The 22,319-nt window shown below is 62.8% G+C and carries 21 protein-coding genes; 10 read left to right on the top strand and 11 right to left on the bottom strand.

Annotation, left to right across the window (positions count from 1 at the left end; all coding sequences use genetic code 11):
* Nucleotides 1-132 precede the first annotated feature (132 nt).
* The 3 genes from ACIRSS_RS15880 to ACIRSS_RS15870 all read left to right on the top strand — a co-directional run bounded on the left by ACIRSS_RS15880 (nucleotide 133) and on the right by ACIRSS_RS15870 (nucleotide 3,942).
* A complete protein-coding gene (locus ACIRSS_RS15880) occupies nucleotides 133-2,376 on the top strand; it encodes an SGNH/GDSL hydrolase family protein (RefSeq protein ID WP_400895248.1) in 2,244 nt (747 codons plus the stop codon).
* Between the two features lie 120 nt (nucleotides 2,377-2,496).
* Nucleotides 2,497-3,024, top strand: coding sequence for a hypothetical protein (locus tag ACIRSS_RS15875; RefSeq protein ID WP_400895246.1), 528 nt, complete (start codon nucleotides 2,497-2,499; stop codon nucleotides 3,022-3,024).
* 537 nt (nucleotides 3,025-3,561) lie between these two features.
* Entirely contained in the window at nucleotides 3,562-3,942 is a 381-nt protein-coding gene (locus ACIRSS_RS15870; protein WP_400895244.1) for a hypothetical protein, read from the top strand.
* Between the two features lie 186 nt (nucleotides 3,943-4,128).
* Here the strand turns inward: ACIRSS_RS15870 and ACIRSS_RS15865 are convergent, their stop codons facing one another.
* The 5 genes from ACIRSS_RS15865 to ACIRSS_RS15845 form a co-directional block, all read right to left on the bottom strand.
* A complete protein-coding gene (locus ACIRSS_RS15865; protein WP_400895242.1) occupies nucleotides 4,129-4,581 on the bottom strand; it encodes an NUDIX hydrolase in 453 nt (150 codons plus the stop codon).
* 297 nt (nucleotides 4,582-4,878) lie between these two features.
* Entirely contained in the window at nucleotides 4,879-6,051 is a 1,173-nt protein-coding gene (locus ACIRSS_RS15860; protein WP_400895240.1) for a methyltransferase domain-containing protein, read from the bottom strand.
* The gene (gene tgmB, locus ACIRSS_RS15855; protein WP_400895238.1) at nucleotides 6,048-7,037 is read right to left on the bottom strand and encodes an ATP-grasp ribosomal peptide maturase; all 990 of its coding nucleotides are present in this window, start codon (nucleotides 7,035-7,037) and stop codon (nucleotides 6,048-6,050) included. The genes ACIRSS_RS15860 and tgmB overlap by 4 nt, the downstream gene beginning before the upstream one ends.
* Before the next feature lie 31 nt (nucleotides 7,038-7,068).
* Nucleotides 7,069-7,341, bottom strand: a complete 273-nt coding sequence (locus ACIRSS_RS15850) for a hypothetical protein (protein WP_400895236.1) — start codon at nucleotides 7,339-7,341, stop codon at nucleotides 7,069-7,071.
* 22 nt (nucleotides 7,342-7,363) lie between these two features.
* A complete protein-coding gene (locus ACIRSS_RS15845) occupies nucleotides 7,364-7,777 on the bottom strand; it encodes a hypothetical protein (protein WP_400895234.1) in 414 nt (137 codons plus the stop codon).
* A gap of 533 nt (nucleotides 7,778-8,310) precedes the next feature.
* On the opposite strand from ACIRSS_RS15845, the gene ACIRSS_RS15840 reads away from it, so the two are divergent.
* Nucleotides 8,311-9,585 carry a helix-turn-helix transcriptional regulator gene (locus tag ACIRSS_RS15840; protein ID WP_400895232.1) on the top strand — a complete coding sequence of 425 codons (1,275 nt, stop codon included), beginning with the start codon at nucleotides 8,311-8,313 and terminating at the stop codon, nucleotides 9,583-9,585.
* Nucleotides 9,582-10,088 carry an NUDIX domain-containing protein gene (locus ACIRSS_RS15835; RefSeq protein ID WP_400895230.1) on the top strand — a complete coding sequence of 169 codons (507 nt, stop codon included), beginning with the start codon at nucleotides 9,582-9,584 and terminating at the stop codon, nucleotides 10,086-10,088. Before ACIRSS_RS15840 ends, ACIRSS_RS15835 begins: the two co-directional genes overlap by 4 nt.
* Nucleotides 10,089-10,103: 15 nt before the next feature.
* Here the strand turns inward: ACIRSS_RS15835 and ACIRSS_RS15830 are convergent, their stop codons facing one another.
* The gene (locus ACIRSS_RS15830) at nucleotides 10,104-10,343 is read right to left on the bottom strand and encodes a helix-turn-helix domain-containing protein (protein ID WP_400895228.1); all 240 of its coding nucleotides are present in this window, start codon (nucleotides 10,341-10,343) and stop codon (nucleotides 10,104-10,106) included.
* Nucleotides 10,344-10,607: 264 nt separating this feature from the next.
* On the opposite strand from ACIRSS_RS15830, the gene ACIRSS_RS15825 reads away from it, so the two are divergent.
* Nucleotides 10,608-11,717: a hypothetical protein gene (locus tag ACIRSS_RS15825; RefSeq protein WP_400895226.1), complete on the top strand. Its 1,110-nt coding sequence runs from the start codon at nucleotides 10,608-10,610 to the stop codon at nucleotides 11,715-11,717.
* A gap of 49 nt (nucleotides 11,718-11,766) precedes the next feature.
* Here the strand turns inward: ACIRSS_RS15825 and ACIRSS_RS15820 are convergent, their stop codons facing one another.
* Nucleotides 11,767-12,717 carry a hypothetical protein gene (locus ACIRSS_RS15820; protein WP_400895224.1) on the bottom strand — a complete coding sequence of 317 codons (951 nt, stop codon included), beginning with the start codon at nucleotides 12,715-12,717 and terminating at the stop codon, nucleotides 11,767-11,769.
* A gap of 1,070 nt (nucleotides 12,718-13,787) precedes the next feature.
* Here ACIRSS_RS15820 and ACIRSS_RS15815 point away from each other — a divergent pair.
* Genes ACIRSS_RS15815 through ACIRSS_RS15805 form a run of 3 tightly spaced genes read left to right on the top strand, consistent with a single transcriptional unit; the run spans nucleotide 13,788 to nucleotide 16,258 of the window.
* Nucleotides 13,788-14,468: a hypothetical protein gene (locus tag ACIRSS_RS15815; protein WP_400895222.1), complete on the top strand. Its 681-nt coding sequence runs from the start codon at nucleotides 13,788-13,790 to the stop codon at nucleotides 14,466-14,468.
* A 17-nt stretch (nucleotides 14,469-14,485) separates the two neighbouring features.
* Nucleotides 14,486-15,349 (top strand): hypothetical protein, encoded by an 864-nt coding sequence (locus ACIRSS_RS15810; RefSeq protein WP_400895220.1) that lies wholly within the window; start codon nucleotides 14,486-14,488, stop codon nucleotides 15,347-15,349.
* Between the two features lie 60 nt (nucleotides 15,350-15,409).
* Nucleotides 15,410-16,258, top strand: a complete 849-nt coding sequence (locus ACIRSS_RS15805; protein WP_400895217.1) for an alpha/beta fold hydrolase — start codon at nucleotides 15,410-15,412, stop codon at nucleotides 16,256-16,258.
* A 91-nt stretch (nucleotides 16,259-16,349) separates the two neighbouring features.
* On the opposite strand, the gene ACIRSS_RS15800 is transcribed toward ACIRSS_RS15805, so the two are convergent.
* The 4 genes from ACIRSS_RS15800 to ACIRSS_RS15785 form a co-directional block, all read right to left on the bottom strand.
* Complete coding sequence (locus tag ACIRSS_RS15800; protein WP_400895215.1) at nucleotides 16,350-17,489, bottom strand: hypothetical protein; 1,140 nt, start codon at nucleotides 17,487-17,489, stop codon at nucleotides 16,350-16,352.
* 3 nt (nucleotides 17,490-17,492) lie between these two features.
* Nucleotides 17,493-18,776: a putative T7SS-secreted protein gene (locus tag ACIRSS_RS15795; RefSeq protein WP_400895214.1), complete on the bottom strand. Its 1,284-nt coding sequence runs from the start codon at nucleotides 18,774-18,776 to the stop codon at nucleotides 17,493-17,495.
* On the bottom strand, nucleotides 18,769-19,107 hold the full coding sequence (locus tag ACIRSS_RS15790) for a hypothetical protein (RefSeq protein ID WP_400895212.1): 339 nt from the start codon (nucleotides 19,105-19,107) through the stop codon (nucleotides 18,769-18,771). Before ACIRSS_RS15790 ends, ACIRSS_RS15795 begins: the two co-directional genes overlap by 8 nt.
* Nucleotides 19,108-19,728: 621 nt before the next feature.
* Nucleotides 19,729-20,481, bottom strand: coding sequence for a hypothetical protein (locus tag ACIRSS_RS15785; RefSeq protein ID WP_400895210.1), 753 nt, complete (start codon nucleotides 20,479-20,481; stop codon nucleotides 19,729-19,731).
* Nucleotides 20,482-20,674: 193 nt separating this feature from the next.
* On the opposite strand from ACIRSS_RS15785, the gene ACIRSS_RS15780 reads away from it, so the two are divergent.
* Nucleotides 20,675-22,162, top strand: coding sequence for a recombinase family protein (locus ACIRSS_RS15780; protein ID WP_400895207.1), 1,488 nt, complete (start codon nucleotides 20,675-20,677; stop codon nucleotides 22,160-22,162).
* Nucleotides 22,163-22,319 lie beyond the last annotated feature (157 nt).

The following is a 22,319-nucleotide window of genomic DNA, read 5'->3' as shown; positions in this document are numbered from 1 at the left end:
TAACATGGCTCTTCAGTAAAAGACGCAACGAGGGTGGCTCCCCGCAATCCGGTCGAGCCGCCCTTTTGTCTTCGTACGTTCACATTTCAGAAATCAGGAAAGTGGTGCAAAGCCATCATGCGTAAAACGCGTATGCCGGTCATGCTCGCACTCGCGGGTCTGATCGCATCAGCGGTAACGTTCGTCTCTTCGGGGACAGCGTCGGCCGCCGAGTCCATCCCGGAACTTCAGTGGCCAGCGATCAAGAGCAGCCGGTACGTCTGGGATACCGTCACCAGCCCGTCTGGGGTGACGAATGGTTGCGACTACTCGAACAACGTGTACAGCAACCTGAAGTCCCTCAACAGCTCCGGCCAGGTCGTCCGCGAACTGGATCCGAACCAGCTGGTCGACGGTGTCCCGAACTGCATCTACCACCCGGCTGTTGCCGGAAACGGTGATCTCTACGGGAGACCGTACGGCAAGAACGCCAGCGGAAGCTACGTGTATGCCAGCCTGCTGGCGTACACCGGCAACACCTTGAAGTGGAAGTACGACGTCGGTTGTACTTCGCAAGGTGGCGCACCGGTTGTCGGCGCAGACGGCAATGTCTACGCGATTAGCAACACGAACGGCACCCGGTTGATCGGCCTGACTCCCGAGGTGGAGCCAGGTACGACTCAGCCGAAGAAGGTGCTGGACGTCGCGCTTACCGGGTCCGGCCTCTGCTCCGCCGAGCTCTACGCAGTGAAGGACGGCATCGCCTACATCAACAACGGGCAGGCCTACCTCTACGCGTACGGCGGCAAGAAGCTGGGCACCTCGCCGAGTGGGGCGTACCTCACTCGTGCGAAGCAGATCAGCGCCGACGGCCGCCTGTTCTATCCCATCTTCACCGGATCGGGCAGCACGGCCAGCATCAAGCTCGTCGCATACAACCTGTTCCGCGACGCGGCCGACTGGACGGCGCCGGAGTCACTGTTCGGCTATAACCCGCAGTACAACAGCGCCTACCCCACGCCAGACGGCGGAGTCGTCGTTCAGATCACTCGACTGAAGGTCGTTGGTGGGGCGCCGACCACGGAGCGGGTGCGCGCAATCGTGAGATTGAACGCCCTGGGCCAGAAGTCCTGGGAACAAGAATTTTCCAACCAGGACGCGAGTGGAAACCCGTGGAACAACACGTACGTCTCCGTGGACGTCAGTGGAAAGATCGCGGTGTTGCGCGAAGGGAGCTTGCAGACAAACGACCCATCCAACAACACCATGCCTGCTATCTCCATCGGAGTCTTCGATGGCGCTGGGACTGTCGTGTATGACCAGATCATGCGCGGCAACCTCGACAAGCAGGCCGGCGGTGTCAACGGCTACAACGTGGGAGGACAAGGAACGAACGGCCCAACGACCGGGCCAAACACCCTCTACTTCCTCGCCGTATGCAAAGGAGCGTGCGGCGAATACCTGGAGACCAAACTCTACGCGGTAAAGATTCCAGGTCTCGGCCTGGACTATCCGCGCGGAGCCGTCATCACGAGGACGCCGCGTCCGGCGACGGCCTATGTTGCCCTTGGCGACTCGTTCTCCTCGGGAGAAGGTGTGCCGCCCTTCGAGGCGGCTACCGATCTCCCCGGCGTGAACACGTGCCACCGCAGTACCACCGCCTACGCGCGGCTGATTGCCGGGACCAGTTCCAAGATCCCGTCGCTCGGGAGCGATGGCTTCCGGGCGTGCTCGGGTGCCGTGACCAGCAACATTACGGACACAGTGCAGTGGAACGAAGGCACGCAGCTCGACCTGTGGCCGGACAGTACGACGCAGGTCGTCACCCTGACGATCGGCGGCAACGACATCGGGTTCGCGGACTTCGCCAAGGCGTGCGTCCTCAGCACCTGTCAATCTGGAAGCTCCGCCTACAACAGCGCAATTGGAAAGATCAACAACGACCTGCCGAGTGCGCTGGCGACGACCTACCAGAAGATCCTCGCGGAGTTTCCGAACGCCAACATCTACGTGATGGACTACCCCCAGGTAATCGCGAACAAGCAGCCGAGCGACGCGTTCGACTCACGATGTGCCTACATGTACAACTCGGGCACCAACGGCACGGGCTCTCCCTACTACCCGTGGGAAGATGCCTGGGCAGCTCGCGACATCGTGACCAAGCTGGACGCCAAGATCTCAACGGCGATCGGCAGCATTAATAACGCTCGACTGCACTACGTACCCGTGAACGCCGCTGGCTCGCCCTTCGTCGGGCATGGCATCTGCGACACTGGTACCTCGTATTTCCAGAACCTGGACCAAGTCCTGCACAACGAAGCCTACGTGTTCCACCCGAACTCGGCGGGTCAGCAGGCATACGCCAACGTGATGAGCGCCAAGATCAACGCCGGATAATCCCTGCCGACTGAAGAGTCAACCCTCGTCTCTGGTTCGCTCCAAAAGGGCGGCCGGGACGGGGGCATCTTCATTTTGACGTTGTAAGCAAAACCTCAAATTGTTATTATGGTAGTCAGTATGACAAACAATCTAAAAAACTCATCTAAAAATGGCTCGGCATCCAGCAGGGTGGCTTCGCCGGAGCGCAAAGTACACTACAAGCGTAGTGACGTACTTGCTGTACCTGTGGCTTTCATGTTCGTAATTGGTCTCTGTATATTCGTGCAGGACTTTAGCTCACTGACTCGCGGGCTAAGTAGCCCATTCGATATCTTGTTCTTCCCGGCCGTTCCCGCCCTGCTGGTTGCGTTGTTCGGCGGCGTTTATCTCTACAGGTCGATAAGAAGAGATCTTATTGGAAAGTTGCCAGTGGTCGTTGCATCCATCTTCTCCATTGCCCTGGTCGTGATAGGGTTCGCATTCTTGACCGCCATCCTTGGCGCAGGAACAACTTGCCCCATCTCTTCTAACCCTCAGCAAGACTGTGGGCAACTAAACGGATTCATGCTCTATGTTTATGTAAATAACCCGATCGTCTATGGTCTCGCTATGATCCTTGCGGTGATCGGTAGCGCGTCGTTCCTCGGCCGAGGAGGCAAAAGGTAGCAGATTCTCATCGAGCTGTCGGCATGACGAGTCCGCTGGCGGCTTCGTCGCAGGTGCTGGCTCGTGCACTCGCACGCATCACCCTCCGCTGCACCTGCACGGTCGTCTGCACCCCCTGATTACCGCTGAGGCGCACGCATCTCGATCTTCCTAGCGTGTTCACTCGAAAGAGTTGCGAGTGTCATGTATCCGTCCAAGCATTCCCAAATATGCGTAGTAGCGTCACTCGAATGAGTGACGCTCAATCATGCTAAACGGTGCCTGACCAGCGCTTAGTCACGCACAATCACTTTGCTGACCGCTCGTCGTGCCGTAAATACCGGTCGTCGACTGGGGTGCCGGAATGGCGTTGTTACTGCGCCGTAGGTACGTGGTTTTCCGCCAAGATGACCTCAGCACCGCCTGGGGTAACCCAGGCATGCAGACGCGGCCCCCAGCTGGAACTGGGAGCCGCGTCGATGTTCGCACCGCCCGTCCAACACGCAAATATTGAGAGAGGCAACGAACATGTCGACGTTACCGCCGCTAGGTGGCGACATGCCAGAGCGACGATCCCCCGATCGGATCACACTTGACAACGATCCGAGCTACGTCGGCCTTGAGGAACTCTTCGAGTCGGCCGCCGAGCCGGCCATCGTGACCAGCTCGCCTGGCACGGTGCTCGAGCCGCCTTGCCGGAGGTTGCAGCGTGACCACGTCTCGCCGCATCCGGTGTGGGAGCTGCTGCGGCAGATCTTGTTCGGCGACCCAGCGCACATCTGGCGTTCGACGCTGCTTCTGGTTGTGCTCGGCGCCGTGATCTGCGGCATCTTGCTCGCAGGATCGGTTGTGCTGACAGCGGCTGGCGCCGCACTGGTGGGCTTGGTGGGACTGCTGCGGCTGAGCCGCTGGCAGGCCAACCGGGTGCGTCTCGGCTGATAGCCGCGGCGTAAGAAGGAGGTGGGCCAGGTCCGGGGCTGAAAAAGGCAGCCCCGGACCTGGCCCGGCTTGAGGTTCCCCTGTACCTGCTATCCAACCGCTGGTGTACCCATCTGGGCACCGCCGTCAGCGTCGCGGCAGTGCCCAGATGGGTACGTCTGTTACTTCGCTGCGTGAAACCGCCAGCTAGTCGCCCTGGCGGGTTTCGGCGTAGGCCTTGAGGACCGTCTTGACGGCATCCGTCACCGGCAGCTCGCCATCGAGCTTGGCCCACTGGTAGACGTCGTGCTCCTGGAGTACGACCGGCTTCGCCGCGGCGACGTCGACGGCGAAGTTGAACTGCCTGCTCGCCTTGTCGCTGCCGGAGGTGTAGTCGAAGCTGCCGAGGTAGTACCCAATGATCGAGACGTCGAGCCCGGTTTCTTCCTTGACTTCGCGGACGAGTGCCGCGTCGAGCGCTTCGCCCGGTTCGACCTTGCCACTGGGCAGTTCCCAGAGCCCGCCCACGAAGTCATCGGCGGGTCGGCGGAGCAGCAGGACCTCGTCCTGAGACTGCACGACGGCGCCGACGACGAATTGCTGGACGCCCGCGGCCGTGGCTTCGGAGGTGAGCTGCGCGAGGAATGTCGAGTCGACCAATGTCTTACCCCCAGAGTTCGTGTGGCGGCCAACTACCTTACGGAAGCTGGCGGCGTACTGACGGGCGAGTGAGATGTCCTGCTCCCGGTGGCAAACCGGCAGCTTGGGCGGGCAGGTCGCGTGGGGCGGTCGACTCAGACCAGGCCTTCGGTGTGGTCCGGGTTGCGACGTCGCTCACCGACAGATTGCCCGCCTCGTCGCAATCAGCCGGTACGGGGATGGCGTCCACGTGTAGCGACAGCGTCACGGTGGCGAGGAAGACGCAGACGGGTACGGGGACTTCATCGTCGGCTCGCGCTACAAGGGCAGAGACCACTGCTTGTCGGTGGCCGGGAGGGACACGGCCTGGCGACCGTCCGGCGAAACCGTGATCGTAAAATCTACGGGCTGAGGCTGATCGAGCCGGGTCCAAAGCTCGTATGCGGCCTCCAGCTCGTCCCATAAGCGTCGATCTCCGCCCTGTGCTACCTCGCGCTCGGCGTCGCCGGCCTTTACCTCGACGCGTGCCCATGACTCGCTACGCGGGTCCGTGAGGCAGAAGTACATTGGGCCGCCCTTGATCCTGATCCGGCCAGCTCGTGCTCCAGGCATCGACAACTGCACGAGGAAGGCGAACTCCCACGTTCGGAGGACGGTAGGCCCGAGGTAGGTACGTCGCGTTGCGCCCGGAGCGCTAACGGCGCGAGACGCCAGCTCGGGCAGATCGTCGAGGTGCTCCTCCTCGCTGCGAAGCGGCATGAAGTTCGCCCGCTCCGGCAGGAAGCGACCACTGGCGGACCCGTCCTTGTTCACGGTGAGGCGGGCGAGATTGCCGGCGAAGTCGCCACGCAAGTCGGTCAAGATGGTGCCACCTGGCCGCACCTGCTGCAGCCAGACCGGCGGCACCCTCCGCAGGGATGCTGTGGCGATGATCCGGTCGTACGGCGCGCGTGCCGGGAAGCCGAGGTAGCCGTCCGCGACCGTGAGCGTCGGATCCAGGCCGAGGGGATTCAGACGTTCCCGCGCCTCGGCGACGCATCGCGGATCGATATCCACGGAGGTGACAGCCTCCGAGCCGAGACGGTGGGAAAGCAGGCCCGCCGTCCATCCGGTCCCCGTACCGATTTCCAGCACGGCGTTTCCCTCGGTCGCCTGGCTCGATTCCAGCATGGTCGCCACCACCGACGGCGCAGAACACGACGTCGTCGCCATCTCGCGCTCGTCGAAGATCGTCAGGAGCGCCTCGTCGTGGTAAACCGCGCGCAGCCACTCCTCCCGGTGGGCGCTGTCGGCCACGTCCAGGGTGTGACCGCCCAGGTTGTCCGGAAGGGTGAAGCGCGGCGCGAATAGGTGGCGAGGAACGTCCTCGAACGCGGTTCTCCATGCGCGGGCGTTCAGCTTTCCGGAAGCCGCCAGGTGCTCGATGAGGGCGTGGTTGAGGTCGGCGGCCAGCTGGCTGAGCTTGCTGTCTTGCTCGATCACGTCGGTCACTGATCTTCTCCTGTGAGTAGGGCGGCGATGGCCTCCGCGATGGGCAGGGCCGTCGCGTCCTCTATCCAGCCCCATTGCCCGTTGGGGTTCAAGTCGACGAAGTAGTGGGTGTCGTCGGCGGTGACGACGAAGTCGGCCGCGGCGAAGCTTAGACCGAGTTGCTCGGTCATCATCAGGAGCGCCGACTCCACGCCTTCCGGAAGGCTCACGGGTTCGTAGCGCAGTGCGGTGTAGTCCGCGCGCCAGTCGAGCAAGTCGCCGGCGGCCTCGTCGGTTACGAGGATGCTCGCCGCGAACACGTGTTTGCCGACAACGGTTGCCCGCACGTCCCGGACCTTCGGCACGCGTTCCTGGAACTGGTGCGCCGTGAGCGCAACCCGATCATCGGACATGTCGGCGACCGTGATCGGTGTCGTGTAGACGAGCGAGACGCGCTCTCCATCAGGTACAGAGGCGCCAGAGAGCGTCTTGTAGACGACGGAGCCGCCCAGGCGGTCGCTGAGGTCGGCGGCGTCGCCGGGGACGTTCGTGATAGCGGTGCGCGGTACGGCCAACCCGCACGCCGCGGCGGTGATGAGCTGGAGGGGCTTGTACTCCGCGTCCGCTGCTCGTGATGGATGGTTCACCCACGAGCATCCCGGCAGGCTCATCAGGAGCCCGCCGACTGCGCGGCGGGCTTCTCGCGCGGCGAAACGTTGTTCGGCGTCGTTCATGGACGGCGGGAAGGTGAACGCGGTCGGCCTGCGGACATACACACTGCGGATGTCGCGCAGGCCGACCGAGCCGTCCGGGCTGCGGATCTCGCCGTCCCAGGAGCCATCGAACCAGGCGCTCACGCTCAGCGACAGCGGGAAATCGCCGGTGTCTGCTCGGAATACCTGTGCGTTCCGGCGCTCCAGCTCCCGGACGACGAGATCTGCTGACTTATCGGTAGGCTCCGTCAGCACCAGCACGGTTCCGGTGGTGCGACCCGATTCGAGGATCATGGCGTTAACGAGTCCCTATTTGTTGGTGCCGTCAGCCGATGTCGTTGGCCGTGTCGTAGCGGGTGTCCCCTTCGTCCTGGCCGTCCGTAGACTGCTCAGTGACGCTCTCCGTGGCCATCGTCATGCCGCCTTCCCCAGAATGGGTTAGCACGACGACGTTGCGCGGAATGGGTGCGGTCCGCAGCGTCAGTCCGAACGGGGTGACCTCCGTGTCCGAGACGGGCTCCGCCGTCGGAACGAATCCCCGGCGGACGCCGAGTCCGAAACGCTCGTCAGCGTCAGTGAGTGACATACTGGTCGTCATGGTCTGCTACTCCATTTCCTTATCACCGCGCGGTTTTCGGCGTGGGGTCTTGGACGAGGCCGGTCGGCCGGATCATGACCGGCTGACCCATTTCGAGGGGAACTCCGGATCCCGGAGCGGGGGCAAGAACCTGGAAGGGCGCGTCCGCCTGACCCGGTGCGCCAATCGTGAGCACGGCGCGAAGGGTCCAGAGCGGCTCCGCTCCGTACTGCCAGGAGACCACCGACGGGCGGAAGACATCAGTACCGGGGAAGCTCGGTGTCCGGTACGCGGTGGCACGACGTTCGTCACGGATGATGAGTACGTCGGTGCATGCCGGCCATCGGAACGTCGCGGCGTACAGGTCCGGCGCGGCTGGGCGGCCGAAGAGGTAGAGCGTCCACTTGCGGTGGCGCAGCTCGGCGAAGAGGTCGTCGAGGGACAGCCCGGTCACCACAGCGCCGCCTAGAAGCCTTCGCGTAGCCGGTAGGCCTGCCGAAGGATGTCACAGGGCCAGACGGCGGTGCAGCAAGCGCAGGCGCCGCTCGCGGGATCCGGCTCGTGTAGCACGAACGTCAGGGTGATCAGGCTGTAGAGCTGCACGGGCTCGGGGATCCGCTCACCGGCCGTGGCCGACAGCCGGTTAAGCCGTCGTTGCCAGGCGCAGGACACTCGTGGGCCCGTGTGCAGGTCGATCGTTCGTACGGCCATGGTGACCGCTCCGTCCGTTCTGTCATCGATCGTGGCGCGGCATCCGACGCCAGGGGCCTTGTACCGCAGGTAGCGAGGCTTCCCCAAGGGAAGGAGACCTGCGGTCCCGGAGGCGAGGGATGGCTGCCCCAGCGCCGGATGCCGCTCCTGACCTTGGTCGACGCTGCGAAGGGATTCCAGGGCAAAGATCGGGAAAGTTGGCGAAAAAGACCGGCAACCAACGGGGCTGACCTGCGGTAATGTGGCCAGGCGGCACGGACCGCATACGGAGGGGTACGTATGGTCGCCAAGCGCGACGAACTGGCACGAGCACGGCGGGCAGCTGGCTACACACAGGAACGGCTCGCTGAGGCTCTTACCGTCGACGTCAAGACGGTTGGCAACTGGGAATCCGGGAAGACGGAGCCATTGCCGTACAAGCGACCCAAGTTGGCCGCTGTACTGAACGTCAGCGCAGACCGCCTCGAGGAACTGCTGCGCGAAGGCCAGACGTACGCAGAGGCCGATCCTCGCAGCGAGCAACCCGGCGAAGTCGCGGTCGCTCGCGTCGAAGAGCGGCGACGTCCGCCGCAGGCCGACGTACAATTCCTTCGCCCCGCCCAACCGCCTCGGCCAGATCGGCAAGCTGACCTCGCCGCCATCCAGGCCATGGCCACCGCATTCCAGGTGGCGGACCGGAAGGTCGGCGGCGGCCAGATCTATTCCACCGTGGTCCACTACCTGCAGACCGAGATCAGTCCGCGGCTCTTCGATCCGGCGAGCGACATCCTGGGCGAGCGCTTGTTCGAGGCGGCCGCCTCGCTGACCGAAATCGCTGGTTGGATGGCTCACGACAGTGGCCGCGACCAGCACGCGCAGCGCCACTTCAGCCAGTCGTACCGGCTCGCCAAAGCCGCGGATCACCCCGCGCTTCTGGCCAACATCTGCGCCAGCATGAGCCACCTCGCCGGCCAGCTCCACCAGGCAACGGACGCCGTCCGGATCGCCCAGGTCGGCTTGACGCATGCCGAGCGCGGTCCTGCCCGGCAGCGGCTGTCAGCTCGGCTGCACGCCATGAGCGCCCGCGGGTTCGCCATGCAAGGCGAGGCTGAAGCCAGCCGCCGAGCCCTCATGGACGCGGAACACGTCCTAGAGCGGCTGGACGAAGACGCACCGGCAGAATGGATCAGTCAGTTCGACGAAGCCTCTCTCGCCAGCGAGGCAGCCCTCTGCTACGACGCCCTCGGCGACCGACGTCAGGCCGAACGACAGGCACGCCGCGTACTTGAGCTACGCGTCGGCGACCGCGTGCGAAGCCGGGCGTTCGGGCAGCTGACGCTCGCTGAAGTACTCGCCGGTGGCGGTGAGATCGACGAGGCGGCCGCGCTAGGCCGCGAGATCTGTGCGGTGGCCGGGTCGCTGACCTCCAAGCGCGTGCGAAGTCGACTCGCCGACCTCGAAGCGTCGCTGAAGCCCCACCGCTCAGTTCCCGCCGTACGGCTGTTCCTGGCAGACTGCTCTCATGTCTTGCAACCTGCGGCTGCGCCGGAATCCGACACGTTGTGGCCGGTGTGACTGAGGACGACGAGGCCCGCTTCGCGTACCTCGCCGAAGGCAACGCCAAGCAGGCGCGCAAGCGTGTCGCTGCCGACGTCCTGATCACCGACCGGTCCGGCCGCGTCCTGTTGGTGGATCCCACCTACAAGGAAGGCTGGGACATCCCCGGCGGGATGGTCGAGGCGAACGAGAAGCCCCGAGCTGCTGCCGAGCGGGAGCTGCGCGAAGAGCTCGGGTTGACGCTGACGGTCGGCCGGCTGCTGCTGGTCGAGTGGGTACCGCAGCACGGACCGTGGGACGACCAGCTGGTGTTCCTCTTCGACGGCGGCGAGCTCGACGACGCGGCGGTGGCGAACCTGCGTCTGACCGACGAGGAACTCGCTGGCCTGCAATTCGTGACACTGACCGAGGCGAAGCCTCTCCTCAAGCCGCGGCTGTGGTCGCAGCTCGACAAGTCCCTCGCTGCGCGGAGGTCGGGCGGCTTCGCCTACGCGGAACTTGATCCAGATACCGGACGCTGAGGTCAGGCAGAAGGGTCAGCCCTCGGGCCAGAGGCGCTGGAGGATCGCGACGACGGTGGTCCCGAGTGCCGCCCCGACCTGGTGCAGCTCGACGACATCGAGCCGCCGTTCGCCAGCCTCGTACTTGCTCACGAAGGACTGCGGCTCATCGAGCCGCTCGGCGACCTGCACCTGCGTCAATCCGGCTTCGTGGCGCAGTTCGCGGAGGAGCGCGCAGAGCCGCTGGTACTCCGCAGAGTAGATCGACTTGTCCACGACGGGTAGCGGACCGTAACCCTTGCCAATATCCCAAAATAGGATATTGTCGCCGTCGGTCGAGGGAATCGGCCTTTTACCAGCACTTTTGAGGGGAGGTGACGACATGCAGAAGACCACGTTCGGTGGCGGTGGTGGCGGTGGCACCGGCGGCTGACCCGACCGCGCAGACCGAGAAGCGCGAGGTCCTGGACGCTGTACTCGTCCAGGACCTCGCGTTTTGCTATTCAACCGGAAAACAAAGCTTGGTACAATAAGTGGCAGATGAACCACCTGCTTGACCAGCTCTACAAGACCAAGCTCCGGCTCGCCGGCTTGGTAACTGCGCTCCTCGGCGTCTCCTTGATCGCCGTGTCGCACCTGGTCGATGCGGTGCCGGTATTGAGCTGGCTCGTGGGTTGGCCGACTGGCGAGATCGGCAGTGCGCTGCTCAGCGCCGGTGTCATCGCGGTCATCTTCGAGTACTACGCGCGTAAGGAGACCGCGGCCCGCACGAACGAACAGCTCCGCCATGCCATCCGGCAGGAAGCGCCGGCTATCCGCGACGTGGTCTTGGACAGCTTCGCGTTCGAGCCCGAGACGATTCGGAGCATCGCGTCGGACGAGACGCTCGACAAGATCGCGGCCAACGCGATCGGGCTCCGGCTCGGCGACGCCGAGCTTGCCCGTGATGCCTACGCTGACCTGCGCGAACAGGTCATCCGCTCGCCAGAGCGATGGCGCAACGTCGATGTGTCAGTGTCCCTCAGTCCCTGGGATGGCGGACCGACCGAGGGCAAGGACTCGATGTTCGTCGCCACGATCCGCTGGGAGTACGAGGTCACGCCAACCGCACCGACCCTACGGTTCGTCAGCACCAGCGACCAGGTGGAGTACCGGGAGCTGCTTCGCGATCCGACGGTCGCCGGCCAGTGGATGTTCGAGAAGGTCGGGACTCTCGACGCGAGTTCGCAGGACACGTTCGAGCTCGTCCAGTTCGCTGTTGATGGCAAGGAACGGCCTGTTCGGCGCACTGTCCGTCGTGGCGCGCAGGTGTATACGGTCGCTCTCGGCAAGGCTGCAACGACGGGCAACGAAGTGACGATCTCGTACACCTACCGGATTCTCGTGCAGCGCCACGGTCACCTGCTGTACCTCGACATGCCTCGGCCGACCAAGGGGCTGAGTATCCAGCTCAACTACGGGCAGGCGGGCATCCGGCACGTCAACGTGCTGGACTACTTCGCCAGCCCGGGCGCCTCGCGCGTCGAGCGGTCGCCCGCGACGGCGCCAGCTAGGACGATCGATGTGGGATTTGACGGCTGGGTCTTCCCGCGGGCGGGCGCGGCGTTCGTGTGGGTGCTGGAAAATGAACTCCGGGCGCGTGGCTCATAATCACAATGAAAAGTAGTCGATACGCTCCAGTATGTTGAGCGCTAGTATGTCACCACTCCCAATAAAAGCCGACCACCGACCGTTCGATCGCTTCGACATATCGGTGCACGGCGAAATGTTCATCAAGTACGTGTTCATCGCGATCAATCAGCTTGTTGCCGGGCCCGGCGTAGTGAGCCCACTCGCCCCAGAAGACACTCCTAGGCAACTTATCGGGATGGAATTCGACTCGTATATCGAGGTGCTCAACTCGTTCATGACTGCCACGTCGCATCTCCGGCGGAGGTGCGACGTCGTACTTAAGGAGCGTCCAGAACTCGATGTAGTGCTCCTCCCCGGCCTTCAGTGTATGGGGAAACTTGAGATCGACTGCCCAGATATCTGGTCCCAGCTGATGAAGGGCCCCGCCTTCTCCGCCGCGAACCGCTCTAACGCGAGCATGGGGAGTATCAATGCGGTACTGATATGACGATATTCCGTCAACACGCGCTCGGATCATGATTTCCGTGCGGTGTCGTGAAGGAAGTCCGTCCGCCCCCAGCCAGTGGTGTTCTTGCAGTTTAAGTGTTTCGTAGTCATGTGCCCGGTATTCAGGCATCTGATCAGGTGATGGCAGCACCCCTACGATGACGCTTGGTCGCCGATCTCCCCGATACAGTGCGCGAATGTGCGTCACAGCCTTATCGGAGAACATGAAGGCGCCAAGGAAACACCGCAGTAGGCGAGGACTCATGCCAAGACCGCGCAGGGCCTTGCTGACAGGATCCTTGAGCTTCCGCGGCAGAGTCTTATTTCCGTCCGGCTCGATGGCCTGGTCCCACATGTAAAGCGCGAGTACCTGACACACGGCAGCCTGAGTGATCTCACCGGGGCGGATCTCGTCGGCCAGCGCTTCCCACCGGTCCCGAGCCGGCCCTGGCGCCGACAGGAGCTCCCTCAGATACAGGCCAGCGGCTCGCTCTGCGCGTTGCTGATGAGCTGTTTTGCCTGTTCGGGGCATGTGCAGGCGGTCTCCTCGTTTCGAGCGACATCCGCGCGACAGAGCGTCCGTACCGTCAACCTACGAAGGTACTGGATCGAGGTAGGCAGGGTGTGTCAGGGAGCGAGAGAGTTCAGTACAAGGCTCGCGCTCGGAGCCGAGATGCTGGACAAGATTCCGGCTAAATGGACTTATCGGGCATGGTGGAGAGCTTGCCCGAAGAGCCGTGGCTGTCGTGTGCGAGCGGCGGTCGCCTGCAAGCGTAGGTACGCATCCTCGTCTGTCAGCATCGGTGGAAGGCTGGGCCGGATGCCGATCAGTGTGTCGGTCGAGCATTGTTGGAGTCGGGTGACGGCCCGGCAACGGTTCGGCTGCGGGCATAGCCCTGGCGTAACAGGGTTGCGGCTATGCACGACCTTGGGGCTAACTACTGTCCGCGCGATTGAGGCATCTGAACCATGAGTTCAAATCAGAATACTTCTCAAGGCTCAGCTGCCTTCAATACGGCGCAGAGTGCTGGCACCGGGGCTCACCTAAACGGATCGGGGCCGTCTGGCAATGGGCGAGTCTCAGTTGTCGACATCCAGCCATTTCCTGGTGAGCCTACCTTCCTGCGCTACTGCTACCGATCTCGCAAGCGAGATGCATTGCTTGTTTTAGCTCCTGTGGTTGTGACTATTGTTGTACTCATAGTTCTCGGCTTCATGCAGCCTCCGCAACAGGTAGTCATGGGTCGACTGTGTGCCGATATTCGAAAGCTGACCGGGTTTGATCAACCGCTCAACGGCGACTGCAGTGTTGGACCAAGTGCTTGGTTTCCAATTACCCGAGACATTTACTCGGCAATTGGAATTGTAATACTTGCAGCCACGCCCTTTGTGATACGGAAGCAGTGGGGTACGTATACGCGCCTCATTAGTAGCATGGTCGGCAGGGGAGCGATCCAACTTCTGGATGACGGCTCTCTCATTCGGTCTCAAATGTCGCGAGCCAATCGAAGGATAAGGTCGGCTGGTCGGTTGGCGCCGATCATAGTCATAGTTATTGCCCTAGCTGTTGTCGAGCTAATAGGCAAGCAATCGCGATCGGGTATGTTCTACACGCTCTACCCTGGTCAGGGAGACATTGCCACCTGGGCCAAAGAAGCTTATTCGAACTGGTGGGCATCTCCGGAGAAAGGCGTGCTTGGGTACGGCTTGTACTTCATTGTTGCAACGTGGGGTGTATATATAATAACCCAGCAAAATATCGTGGGATACTGCATTATCGAGGGATTATGGCGCAGCAGGTCGGCTATCAGGTTTGGGGCCGATCCTGTTAATACTGATGGCTATTTTGGTTGGGCAGTCGTCCGGGAGTCTCTTGTTGCTACGTATACTGAGTTGGCTATGCATGGCGTCGCCCTCGCGTGTGTAGCGATAACGATGCCGCCGGGTAGCCTGGTTGGCCCGATGGCTGTGGCATCCTTCCAGTGGATGGTAAGCTTGCCGGTTCATCTTGGGTTCCCATTCCTGTTCGTGGGCCGCACGATTCGTCGCTTCAAGGCTGACGAGCTAGAGAGACTCGACAATACCGTGCAGGCGATTGATCCGACTCTGCCCGAACATGAGAAAATTGCTATTCAGGACACGATCTCAAGGCGAATGGAAGTCATCAGAAGTGTTCCAACGCTGCCTTTCAAATCGTTTCGCGACACGTCGATCTTCGTAATAAGCCTTATCGCCGACTCTGCTGCCGTAATAGCACTACTCTTAGTTCTGTTCCATATTTGATAGAGTGGAGGATTTTCGTGAATCTTGTGCCAGGCTACGTTGAAACGCTGCACGACAACCTGCAGATCTTCCTTGAACATTGGGGGCCAATAGACTGGCGTGGACGGATCGAACAAGTCAGGCAACAGGACCGGCCTGAGATGGCCGTACTTCTCGCCGGCTTGTCTGGAATCGAGGATGATTCTTTCTATATGCAAAACAAACTCAAGCACAGCGGTTCCGCTCGACTGGACCCCGTTAGGCAGTTCAACTCGGTCTGGTTGGTGGAAGAAGCTGACCATGGTCGGGCTCTCGCAGCACTCGCTCGTAAATACACCGGCGACGCATCCCTGCCGTCGTCGTTTGACCACAGCACCTTTCATCGTGACCGGCGGTCGATCGTCGCAGTGCCTGCGCTTCGTGCAACCAGTCTGTATCGAAGAGGTGCTCTTGCTGCGTATTTTGCCCTTGGTACGACAGTGGAGTACATCGCTGTCACCACGTATAAGGCTCTTGCGCGCACTCTGGACGACGAGATTGCCAGGGATATTCTCATGCAGATGTCGAGCCAAGAAGGTCGCCACATGCGTTTCTATCGCAAAGGTGCGATCGCAGTTATGTCCGGCAGCGTAGTATGCCAACGATTTGTGCGCGAAGTGCTGGAAAAATACTGGCGGCCACCCGGTGTGGACCTGTTCGGCTATGATCGGTGGGTTCGCATATTTCGTCCGCTGCTGCAGGATAATGCTGTGCAAGAGGGATATTTGCGGCTCGACGAAATCTGTGGCGGCCTTCCGGGGCTGTCGGGAATTGAGATCATGAAGCCGTTCATGGCTCGCTGTGCGCGATCCCTTGAGGCAGGTGTCGATCCGAGGCTCATACCGAGCTCTGGTGTCGAATAGTCGTTCCTGATATAGTGCTAGTAGTGAACTTAAAGTCTGCGAGTTCGGGAGAGAGGTTGCGTGAAGAGTTATTCGAGAAATGGTCTGACATTTAGGGTTCTCGACAGCGGACGCTCAAGTGCTGAACCTGTGGTAGCGCTACATGGATTCCCTCAAAACTCTGGCGCTTGGCTCTCAGTTGCCGCAGACCTGGTGTCGTCCGGGTTCAGGGTAATCGCACCGGATCAGCGTGGTTATTCACCTGGCGCGCGTCCTCGGCGCCGGCGAGACTACGTGATTTCGGAGCTGGTGAAAGATGTTGAGGCCCTTCTCCTGGCTGGGCAGTTTGATCGCGTCCACCTCGTTGGGCACGACTGGGGAGGACTGGTGGCATGGTCGCTAGCAAGTCGCTTCCCGGAGAAAATTGCAACATTGACTGTCGTGGCGACTCCACATCCGAGGGCGTTCGTTGAGACGTTCTTATTTGGAAAGCAACTGCTCTCCTCGTGGTACATGATTTTCTTCCAAATTCCCTGGCTGCCAGAGGCTGTGCTCCGTTCTCGAAACGGAGAGGTATTGCGAGCATTTCTTGTGAAGAGCGGGCTGGATGAGTCGATAGCGCGACGTTATTCGGAGGCGTTTGGTAAGGATACGGGATTATTAACGAGTGCGATCAATTGGTATCGAGCCCTGCCGCTGGACCTTAGTCTGGGCTTCAAGACGGGTCGCGTCACTGTTCCGACGTTGTACGTAGTGGGTGAATGTGACAGTTTTGTGAGCAGGCGCGCAGCTTTACGAACCGATAAATGGGTGTCGGGATCTTACTTGCGCAAGGACTTGGATTCTGCCACTCATTGGATTCCCGAGCAAAATAGTAGTCAGCTCGCCGATGCTGTCAAAGCTTTTATTTCCAGTCATGCGCGCACTTAGTATCAATATGCCTTTCCGGGATTAGGTGATGACTGCGGTTTTCGGCCGCTAGCCGACTGAGCTTCTTAGACTGCACGAGCCGCCGCCCGGATCAGCCTCCTGGCAGCGGCTCCGGGTAGCCAACCAGGACGCGAGGTTTCTTGATGTCGCCTGGCCACAGCACCACATGATAGAGATCCTGGCCGTGTACACCGTCGTTCGAGATCGTGTCGAACCCCTTGGCGTACACACGCGCCGCGTAGTCGCCTGCTGGAACGGCCGTTCGCGGAATCGCGTCGCTGTAGTCCAGCATCGACACGATGACCTTCCCCGACTCCACGCGCAGGCCGGCCTCGGTGACGTGATCCCAGCCGTCGAAGTTGTCGTCGGGCGCCTCCGACCGGACGTCGAGGATGACGGAGACTGTCATCCTCCGTGCGGTGCCGACCCCGATCACACCCTCGCGTGCCGCGATCATGTCCGCGATCAGGGCCTTGGTCCACGCCCGGTCCGGATCGAACCGCGCGGTTTCGTCCTGCACCATAAAGCTGTTGTAGTCGGCGAAGACGTCGAGTTCGGCGTAGGCAAGCTGCTTGCTGCCGGGCTTCGCGGCCGGGGTGCGTTCAGCCATGACGTGTACCTGAGCTCCGTCCGGTAGGTCGTGGATCGTCTGGGCAAGCGGGCCGCGGATGCGCATGCAGGTGATGGCGTCCTTGGCGACGAGGTTATCGAAGTCGTATGTCCCGCCCATGGTGAACATCTGCAGCGGGATCAGGCGCTGGTCGTGCCCGAGTGCCCCGCGCTCGTCCTGCCAGGCGGTGGCGAACTGGTGGGCGCCGCGGACCGCCGGATCGTCGAGCAACCACGCTGCCCAGTCGTCGAGGCCGGCGCCGATGGGCGTGCGGTCGGCGGTCTCCGGATCAAAGACGACGACCTCGCGGTTGTCCGTGACCGCGAACTGGCAGCCGAAGAGGTCCTGGCCGAAGCAGAACAGGCCGTCGGCCAGCCCGGCGTAGGTGTCTTTCCACGTCGACGGCTCGTTCCAGCGGGCGAGCTCAGGGCCAAGGCCGGCTGTTCCGGCGTGGAAGACCTGCACCCCGGCGTTGAAGACGGTGAAGCCGTTCAACCGCGTGAGCAGCTCGGCGAGTTCGGCCAGCGGCCCGGTGTCGTGGCCCAGGTCCAGCTCGATGCGCGGTCCGAGCGGCGCGCGGGCCACGGCGAGCAGCTGGTCGAGCGGTCGTAGGTCGATCATCTGTCAGTCCACCAGGATGGTGACACGTTCGCCGTTGTCCAGGTCGCGGATCTGGTTCTTCACCGAGGAGCCAGCGCCGCGGTTGTCGAACGGGTCGATGTACTTCACGGACGAGCCTTCGCCGCCTTCCAGGAACACAGCCGGTGGGTACTCGTCGCGATCGTAGCCAGGCCGGGTCTGCGGGACCTGCTTCATCGACTCCGTGCGCCGGTCCTCGGCGCCCTCCCGGTCGATCGTGACGTCGGACGGCTGGGTCCGCGGGAACGACTCGTCACCGCGCCAGGACATGCCCATCTGGGCTTCGCGGGCGTGGTCGGCGGCTTCGGGATAGTCGCCCTGGTCGATGATCACGTAGTGCGGGCCCTTGGGCTCCGGCTCGTCGCCGCTGAGAAACGCCTTGGCGTCGTTGCCGCGCTCCTGCAGCCAGTGGTCGGCCGTGTCTCCGGCGCGGTCGACGGCGTCCGCAGCATCATGCATGGATGAGGTGACGGTGGTGCCGGCGTTCTTCAGGTCGTCCGAGCCGGTCAACTCGCCGACGTCGCGGAGCACCCCGCCGACGCCGTCCCCGAGGTCGTGGACGATGTCCCCGGCGACGTGGACGACGTCGCTCGCGAAGTCGCCGGCCGCGTTCATGACGTTGCTCGTGACATCGCCGAGCGCGACTCCGAGGTTGTGGCCGACGAACTCGGCGGCCGACGTCAGCCCGTCACCGATGTCGTCGAGGAACGTCGGCTCTTCCGGGGCGCCGGCCTGGGCCTTGTCGGCCTGGCCGACCGCCTGGTCGCCCGCCGAATCCAGCTGGCTGCGGGCCTCGTGCAGGAGCGAGCGCGCCCGAGCACGCTTCGACTCACCGGGATCCTGGAAGGGCGCCGCGGTCGGCGGCGGTTCACCGCGGGAGGCCGCCTCCTGCTCGGCTGCCGCGACATCGCGGTCATAGGCGGTGCGGCCCTGGCGGGTAGCGTCCTCTCCCTGTTTCCACAGGTCGATGGCTTGTTGTGCCTGTCCCTGTGCCCAGTCGAGCGTCGAGGCGTAGCCATTGATCGCCGCGGCGGCCGCATGGAAGGCGTCGCCAGCGGTCAGCCAGCGGGCTGGTTCGGCGTGGGTGCGCTCGTGGTACGCGTCCGCTGCTGGTCCCGACCAGCCGCCGGTGTCCAGTTTCTTGAAGCCCTCGCCGATGCGGATCATGGTGTCGCCGTACACGGTGAGGTGGACTGTCGACGCTCGGATCTCCTTCGCCTCGCCGGGTACGAGAGCTTTCGGGTCGTCCGTCTCGCCGAGCTCAGCCATCGCTCATCGCCGTCGCGCCTGGGTCTGTGCCGGTGTCGTCGAAGATGCCCTTGAGCTTGTGCTCGTGCGCCTGGTCGGCCTTGATGTAGGCGCCGGCGGCGTCGACCAGGCGGCGGGACAGCTGCTCGCCGTCCTTGGTCAGGTTCTCGATGCCGAGTGCCCAGCGGGTCGTGAAGGACTCGTACGAGTCGGCCAGCTTGGTGTGCCCGATGAACTTCCGGTCGCAGTCGATGTTTTCGATCTGCAGCTCGTCGAGATCGCCGAGTAGATCGGACAGCCCGAGCCCGGCGTTCTTCAGCGCCTCGACGTCGACAGCAAAGCCGTCTGGCATCGCACCTCCCCGTGGATGACCAAGATCGGCGTCCACTCTACGAGCACAGCTGAGCGCGGTGAGCAACTAGGCGGCGCACCACCCATTCGGCGCAGCGATCGTCTAGCCAAGATGTGATCTCAGTCACCATAGGTGCCTTGCGTGTCTGCTGTCGCCTTCGCTGTTCGACCTGATCCCGCTGGTCAGATTTTTATGACCTTTAACTCCAAATTTCTTTCTTTAAATGGTTTGACTCGGCCGGTTCCAGAAGTGAGGTGCACCCCCTTTTTGTCGAGGCGCTAGTCGATTATGGTGGTTGCACCGACGCAAGAAGGTTCTGCAGGTCGGAGGTACTATTTGGGAAAGGAAATACTATGAAGTTCAATGAAAAGGTTGTGTTCAATCGGGTCCAGTCTAGCGACAAGGAGAAAGAAAAGAAATGGGCTTGGCGGTCATGCAAGGCCGTGTACTGTGTGATTCAAGTTATCAAGCTAGTCATCTGGTTCATGGATCACCTGTCCTAACCCGGGATCGGCGGAGGTCCATGATGGGCCTCCGCCGATGCAGGCCACGTCCCAGCTGTCGACCCCTCAGTGAACTTCAGCGGTGAGTTGTCGGGGAGTCAGCTGGCTTCGGTGCCGGTCAGGGGCACTGATCAGGAGGAACAAGCTGAGAGTCCGGCATCAATGGCTCGGGATCCGGCGATGCCGCGGGCCACGCCTGCGGTGCCGGGCCGAACGCGCGTCGGGCGGCGCGGATGGACAGGGCAGCCACGGTGGCGTTGGCGCCGCCGCCGATCGCCGCGCCGATGCCGAACGGGACCACCCGGCCGAGCACGATGATCCCCTGCTTGGTGCCGTACTTGGTGACGAAGTTCTTGCCCAAGACCTTGTTGATCTTGAGCAGTGTTGCTGCTGGCACTTTGTCGACGAGATGACGGGCCCAATGCTGACCGGTGCGCTCGGCGACCTTGCCAATGCTTGTGGAGCCGGACTCGCCGAGCAGGATTCCCATGACGAGCGTGCGGCGGCGTTCGATCTCGTCCAGCTGGACCCCGTGGATCTCGGCGAGCGAGAGCACGAACAGGGTGCTCAGTTCGAGCGAGGAGAAGAACTCGCCCGCCGACAGCGCCAGCGCGATCCCCGTACCGACGGCGGGCGCGGCCGCGGTGGCCCCGACTGCAGCCCCCGTTGACGCCAAGGCGCTGATGTACATCCGCTCCAGGGTGCGGACGACCTCTGCCGGTGTTGCCTCTGGGTTGCGGTGGCGCGCCCGGGCGATGTTCTTTTGGACCAGCGGTGCCTGCGCGCCGATGGCCTTGTCCAGCAGGCTGAGGATCGGCTGGCCTCGTCCGGTCGACGCCGGGACCGGTCCTTCGAGGGCGTCAGAGACCACGCCGCGCTCCTTGATTCGTCACGTTTCACCCAGTTTCGCACCTGGGCGGCCACGCCCGTTGGCGGAGGTGCCCTCCGCGGGACGGCCACTCGTCGGAGTGAACATCGCGGCAGCGTCATTCCCACGGGTCGACACTGAGCATCTGGGGTCTGCGGCGAGCGTGAGTCGGACTGCCGCACGGTTGGAGGTGGCCATGACCAGCAGCGTTCAGCATGATCCCTGGGCTGCCTTGGACGCGTTGTGGGGTAAGGGAGCAGCGAAGCCGGTTGATGCGACTGTGGATGCCACTGCGTTCTACGGCCGATGCTCCACCGAGGACAATCAGGATCCGCAGACCTCGCGAGGCTGGCAACTCGGCAACGCCCGCCGGTTCATCGAGCCGCGGGGCGGAGAGATTGTCGCTGAGTACTTCGATGTCGGAGAGTCCCGCTCGGTGCCATGGCATCGGCGGCCGGCCGCCACGCAGCTCCTACTCGACCTGAAGGACCGCGGCCGCGGGTGGGCCGCCGTCGTGGTCGGCGAGGGAACCCGATGTTGGTTCGGCAATCAGTTCTCCTTGACCGCGCCGAGACTTGCGGCGTACGGCGTTGACCTGTGGGTGCCCGAGCTGGGTGGGCGTTACGAGGCGCGGAACCCGTCGCATGCGATGCTGATGAGCCTGCTTGGAGGGATGAGCGAGTCTGAGCGCCGGCACGTCCAGCTACGGGTACGTGCGGCGATGGACGTGCAGGTCCGCAACGAAGGTCGACACCAGGGCGGCCGCGCCCCCTACGGCTATGTCGTGGTCGACGGCGGTCCGCACCCGCATCCGCGCAAAGCCGCCGAAGGGCTTCGGCTACGGGTCCTGGAGCTCGACCCGGAGGCGGCGGTGGTCGTGGCGCGAATCTTCGCTGAGTACCTGGAGAGCTGCACCGACCGTGAGATCGCCTCGGCCTTGAACCGCGACGGAATCCCGTGCCCGTCTGCGCGGTGTCCGGCACAGAACCGACACCGACGGGGCGACGGTTGGCAGGCCAGCACGGTTCGCGCGATCCTGGAGAACCCGCGCTACACGGGCTACGCCGTGTTCGGTCGCTGGACGAAGCACGATGTCCTGCTTGACCCCGATGACGTGGCCGCCGGCCACGCCGTTCGGTTCCGGCGAGCCGATCCAGGCGATGTTGTGCGCTCGGAGCGGCCCGCACACCCGGGCATCGTCTCGGTAGCGGCGTTCACCCAAGTTCAACTGCTGCGCCGCGCCAAGGCTCGTGGCGGCAGCATGATCGAACGCGCCGCGCGCCGTACGGTGCACCAGTACCGCTTCCGGGGACTGATCCGCTGCGCGCTCTGTGGCCGCAAAATGGGGGGTTCCGTCAACGGTGGTCGCATTTACTACCGCTGCCTCGCTCGGACGCTGCCGACCAGAGCGAGGCCGGCCGACCATCCAGCCACGGTCTATCTCCGTGAGGATGCCGTCCTGCAGCGGATTGATCCGTGGGTCGCAACGAACCAGTTGGCTGGGCTACCAGGCGTAGGCCAACGCAAGGACAGCGCGGCGACGCCCGATGCGTACCGCGCTCTCGGCCTTGCTCTTCGGTTCGACCCCAACTCGGCGACGCTGACGGCGATCGTTACCTCGCAGCTCGCTGGTCGAGATGTGCACCCCATCGAAACTCGGCATACGTGGACGGAAGTAACCTGAGGTCCTCTATCGGTTGCAGTTGAGCAACGCAGTTCAAATGATGTGTCCGCCTGCGTATCGTTGTCATATGGGAGCGCGGTTGCGGTCGTTGCTTATTCGCTGGGGACCGGTACGGGAAGTTGTCCAGTACTACGTCTGGCGGCAGTCGGATGCGTCC

Origin of the sequence: Amycolatopsis sp. NPDC101161 (assembly GCF_044768185.1) — a bacterium.
Taxonomy (GTDB): Bacteria; Actinomycetota; Actinomycetes; order Mycobacteriales; family Pseudonocardiaceae; genus Amycolatopsis.
The sequence above is the reverse complement of the archived record's forward strand: the minus strand, read 5'-3'. Positions and strand labels throughout refer to the sequence as shown.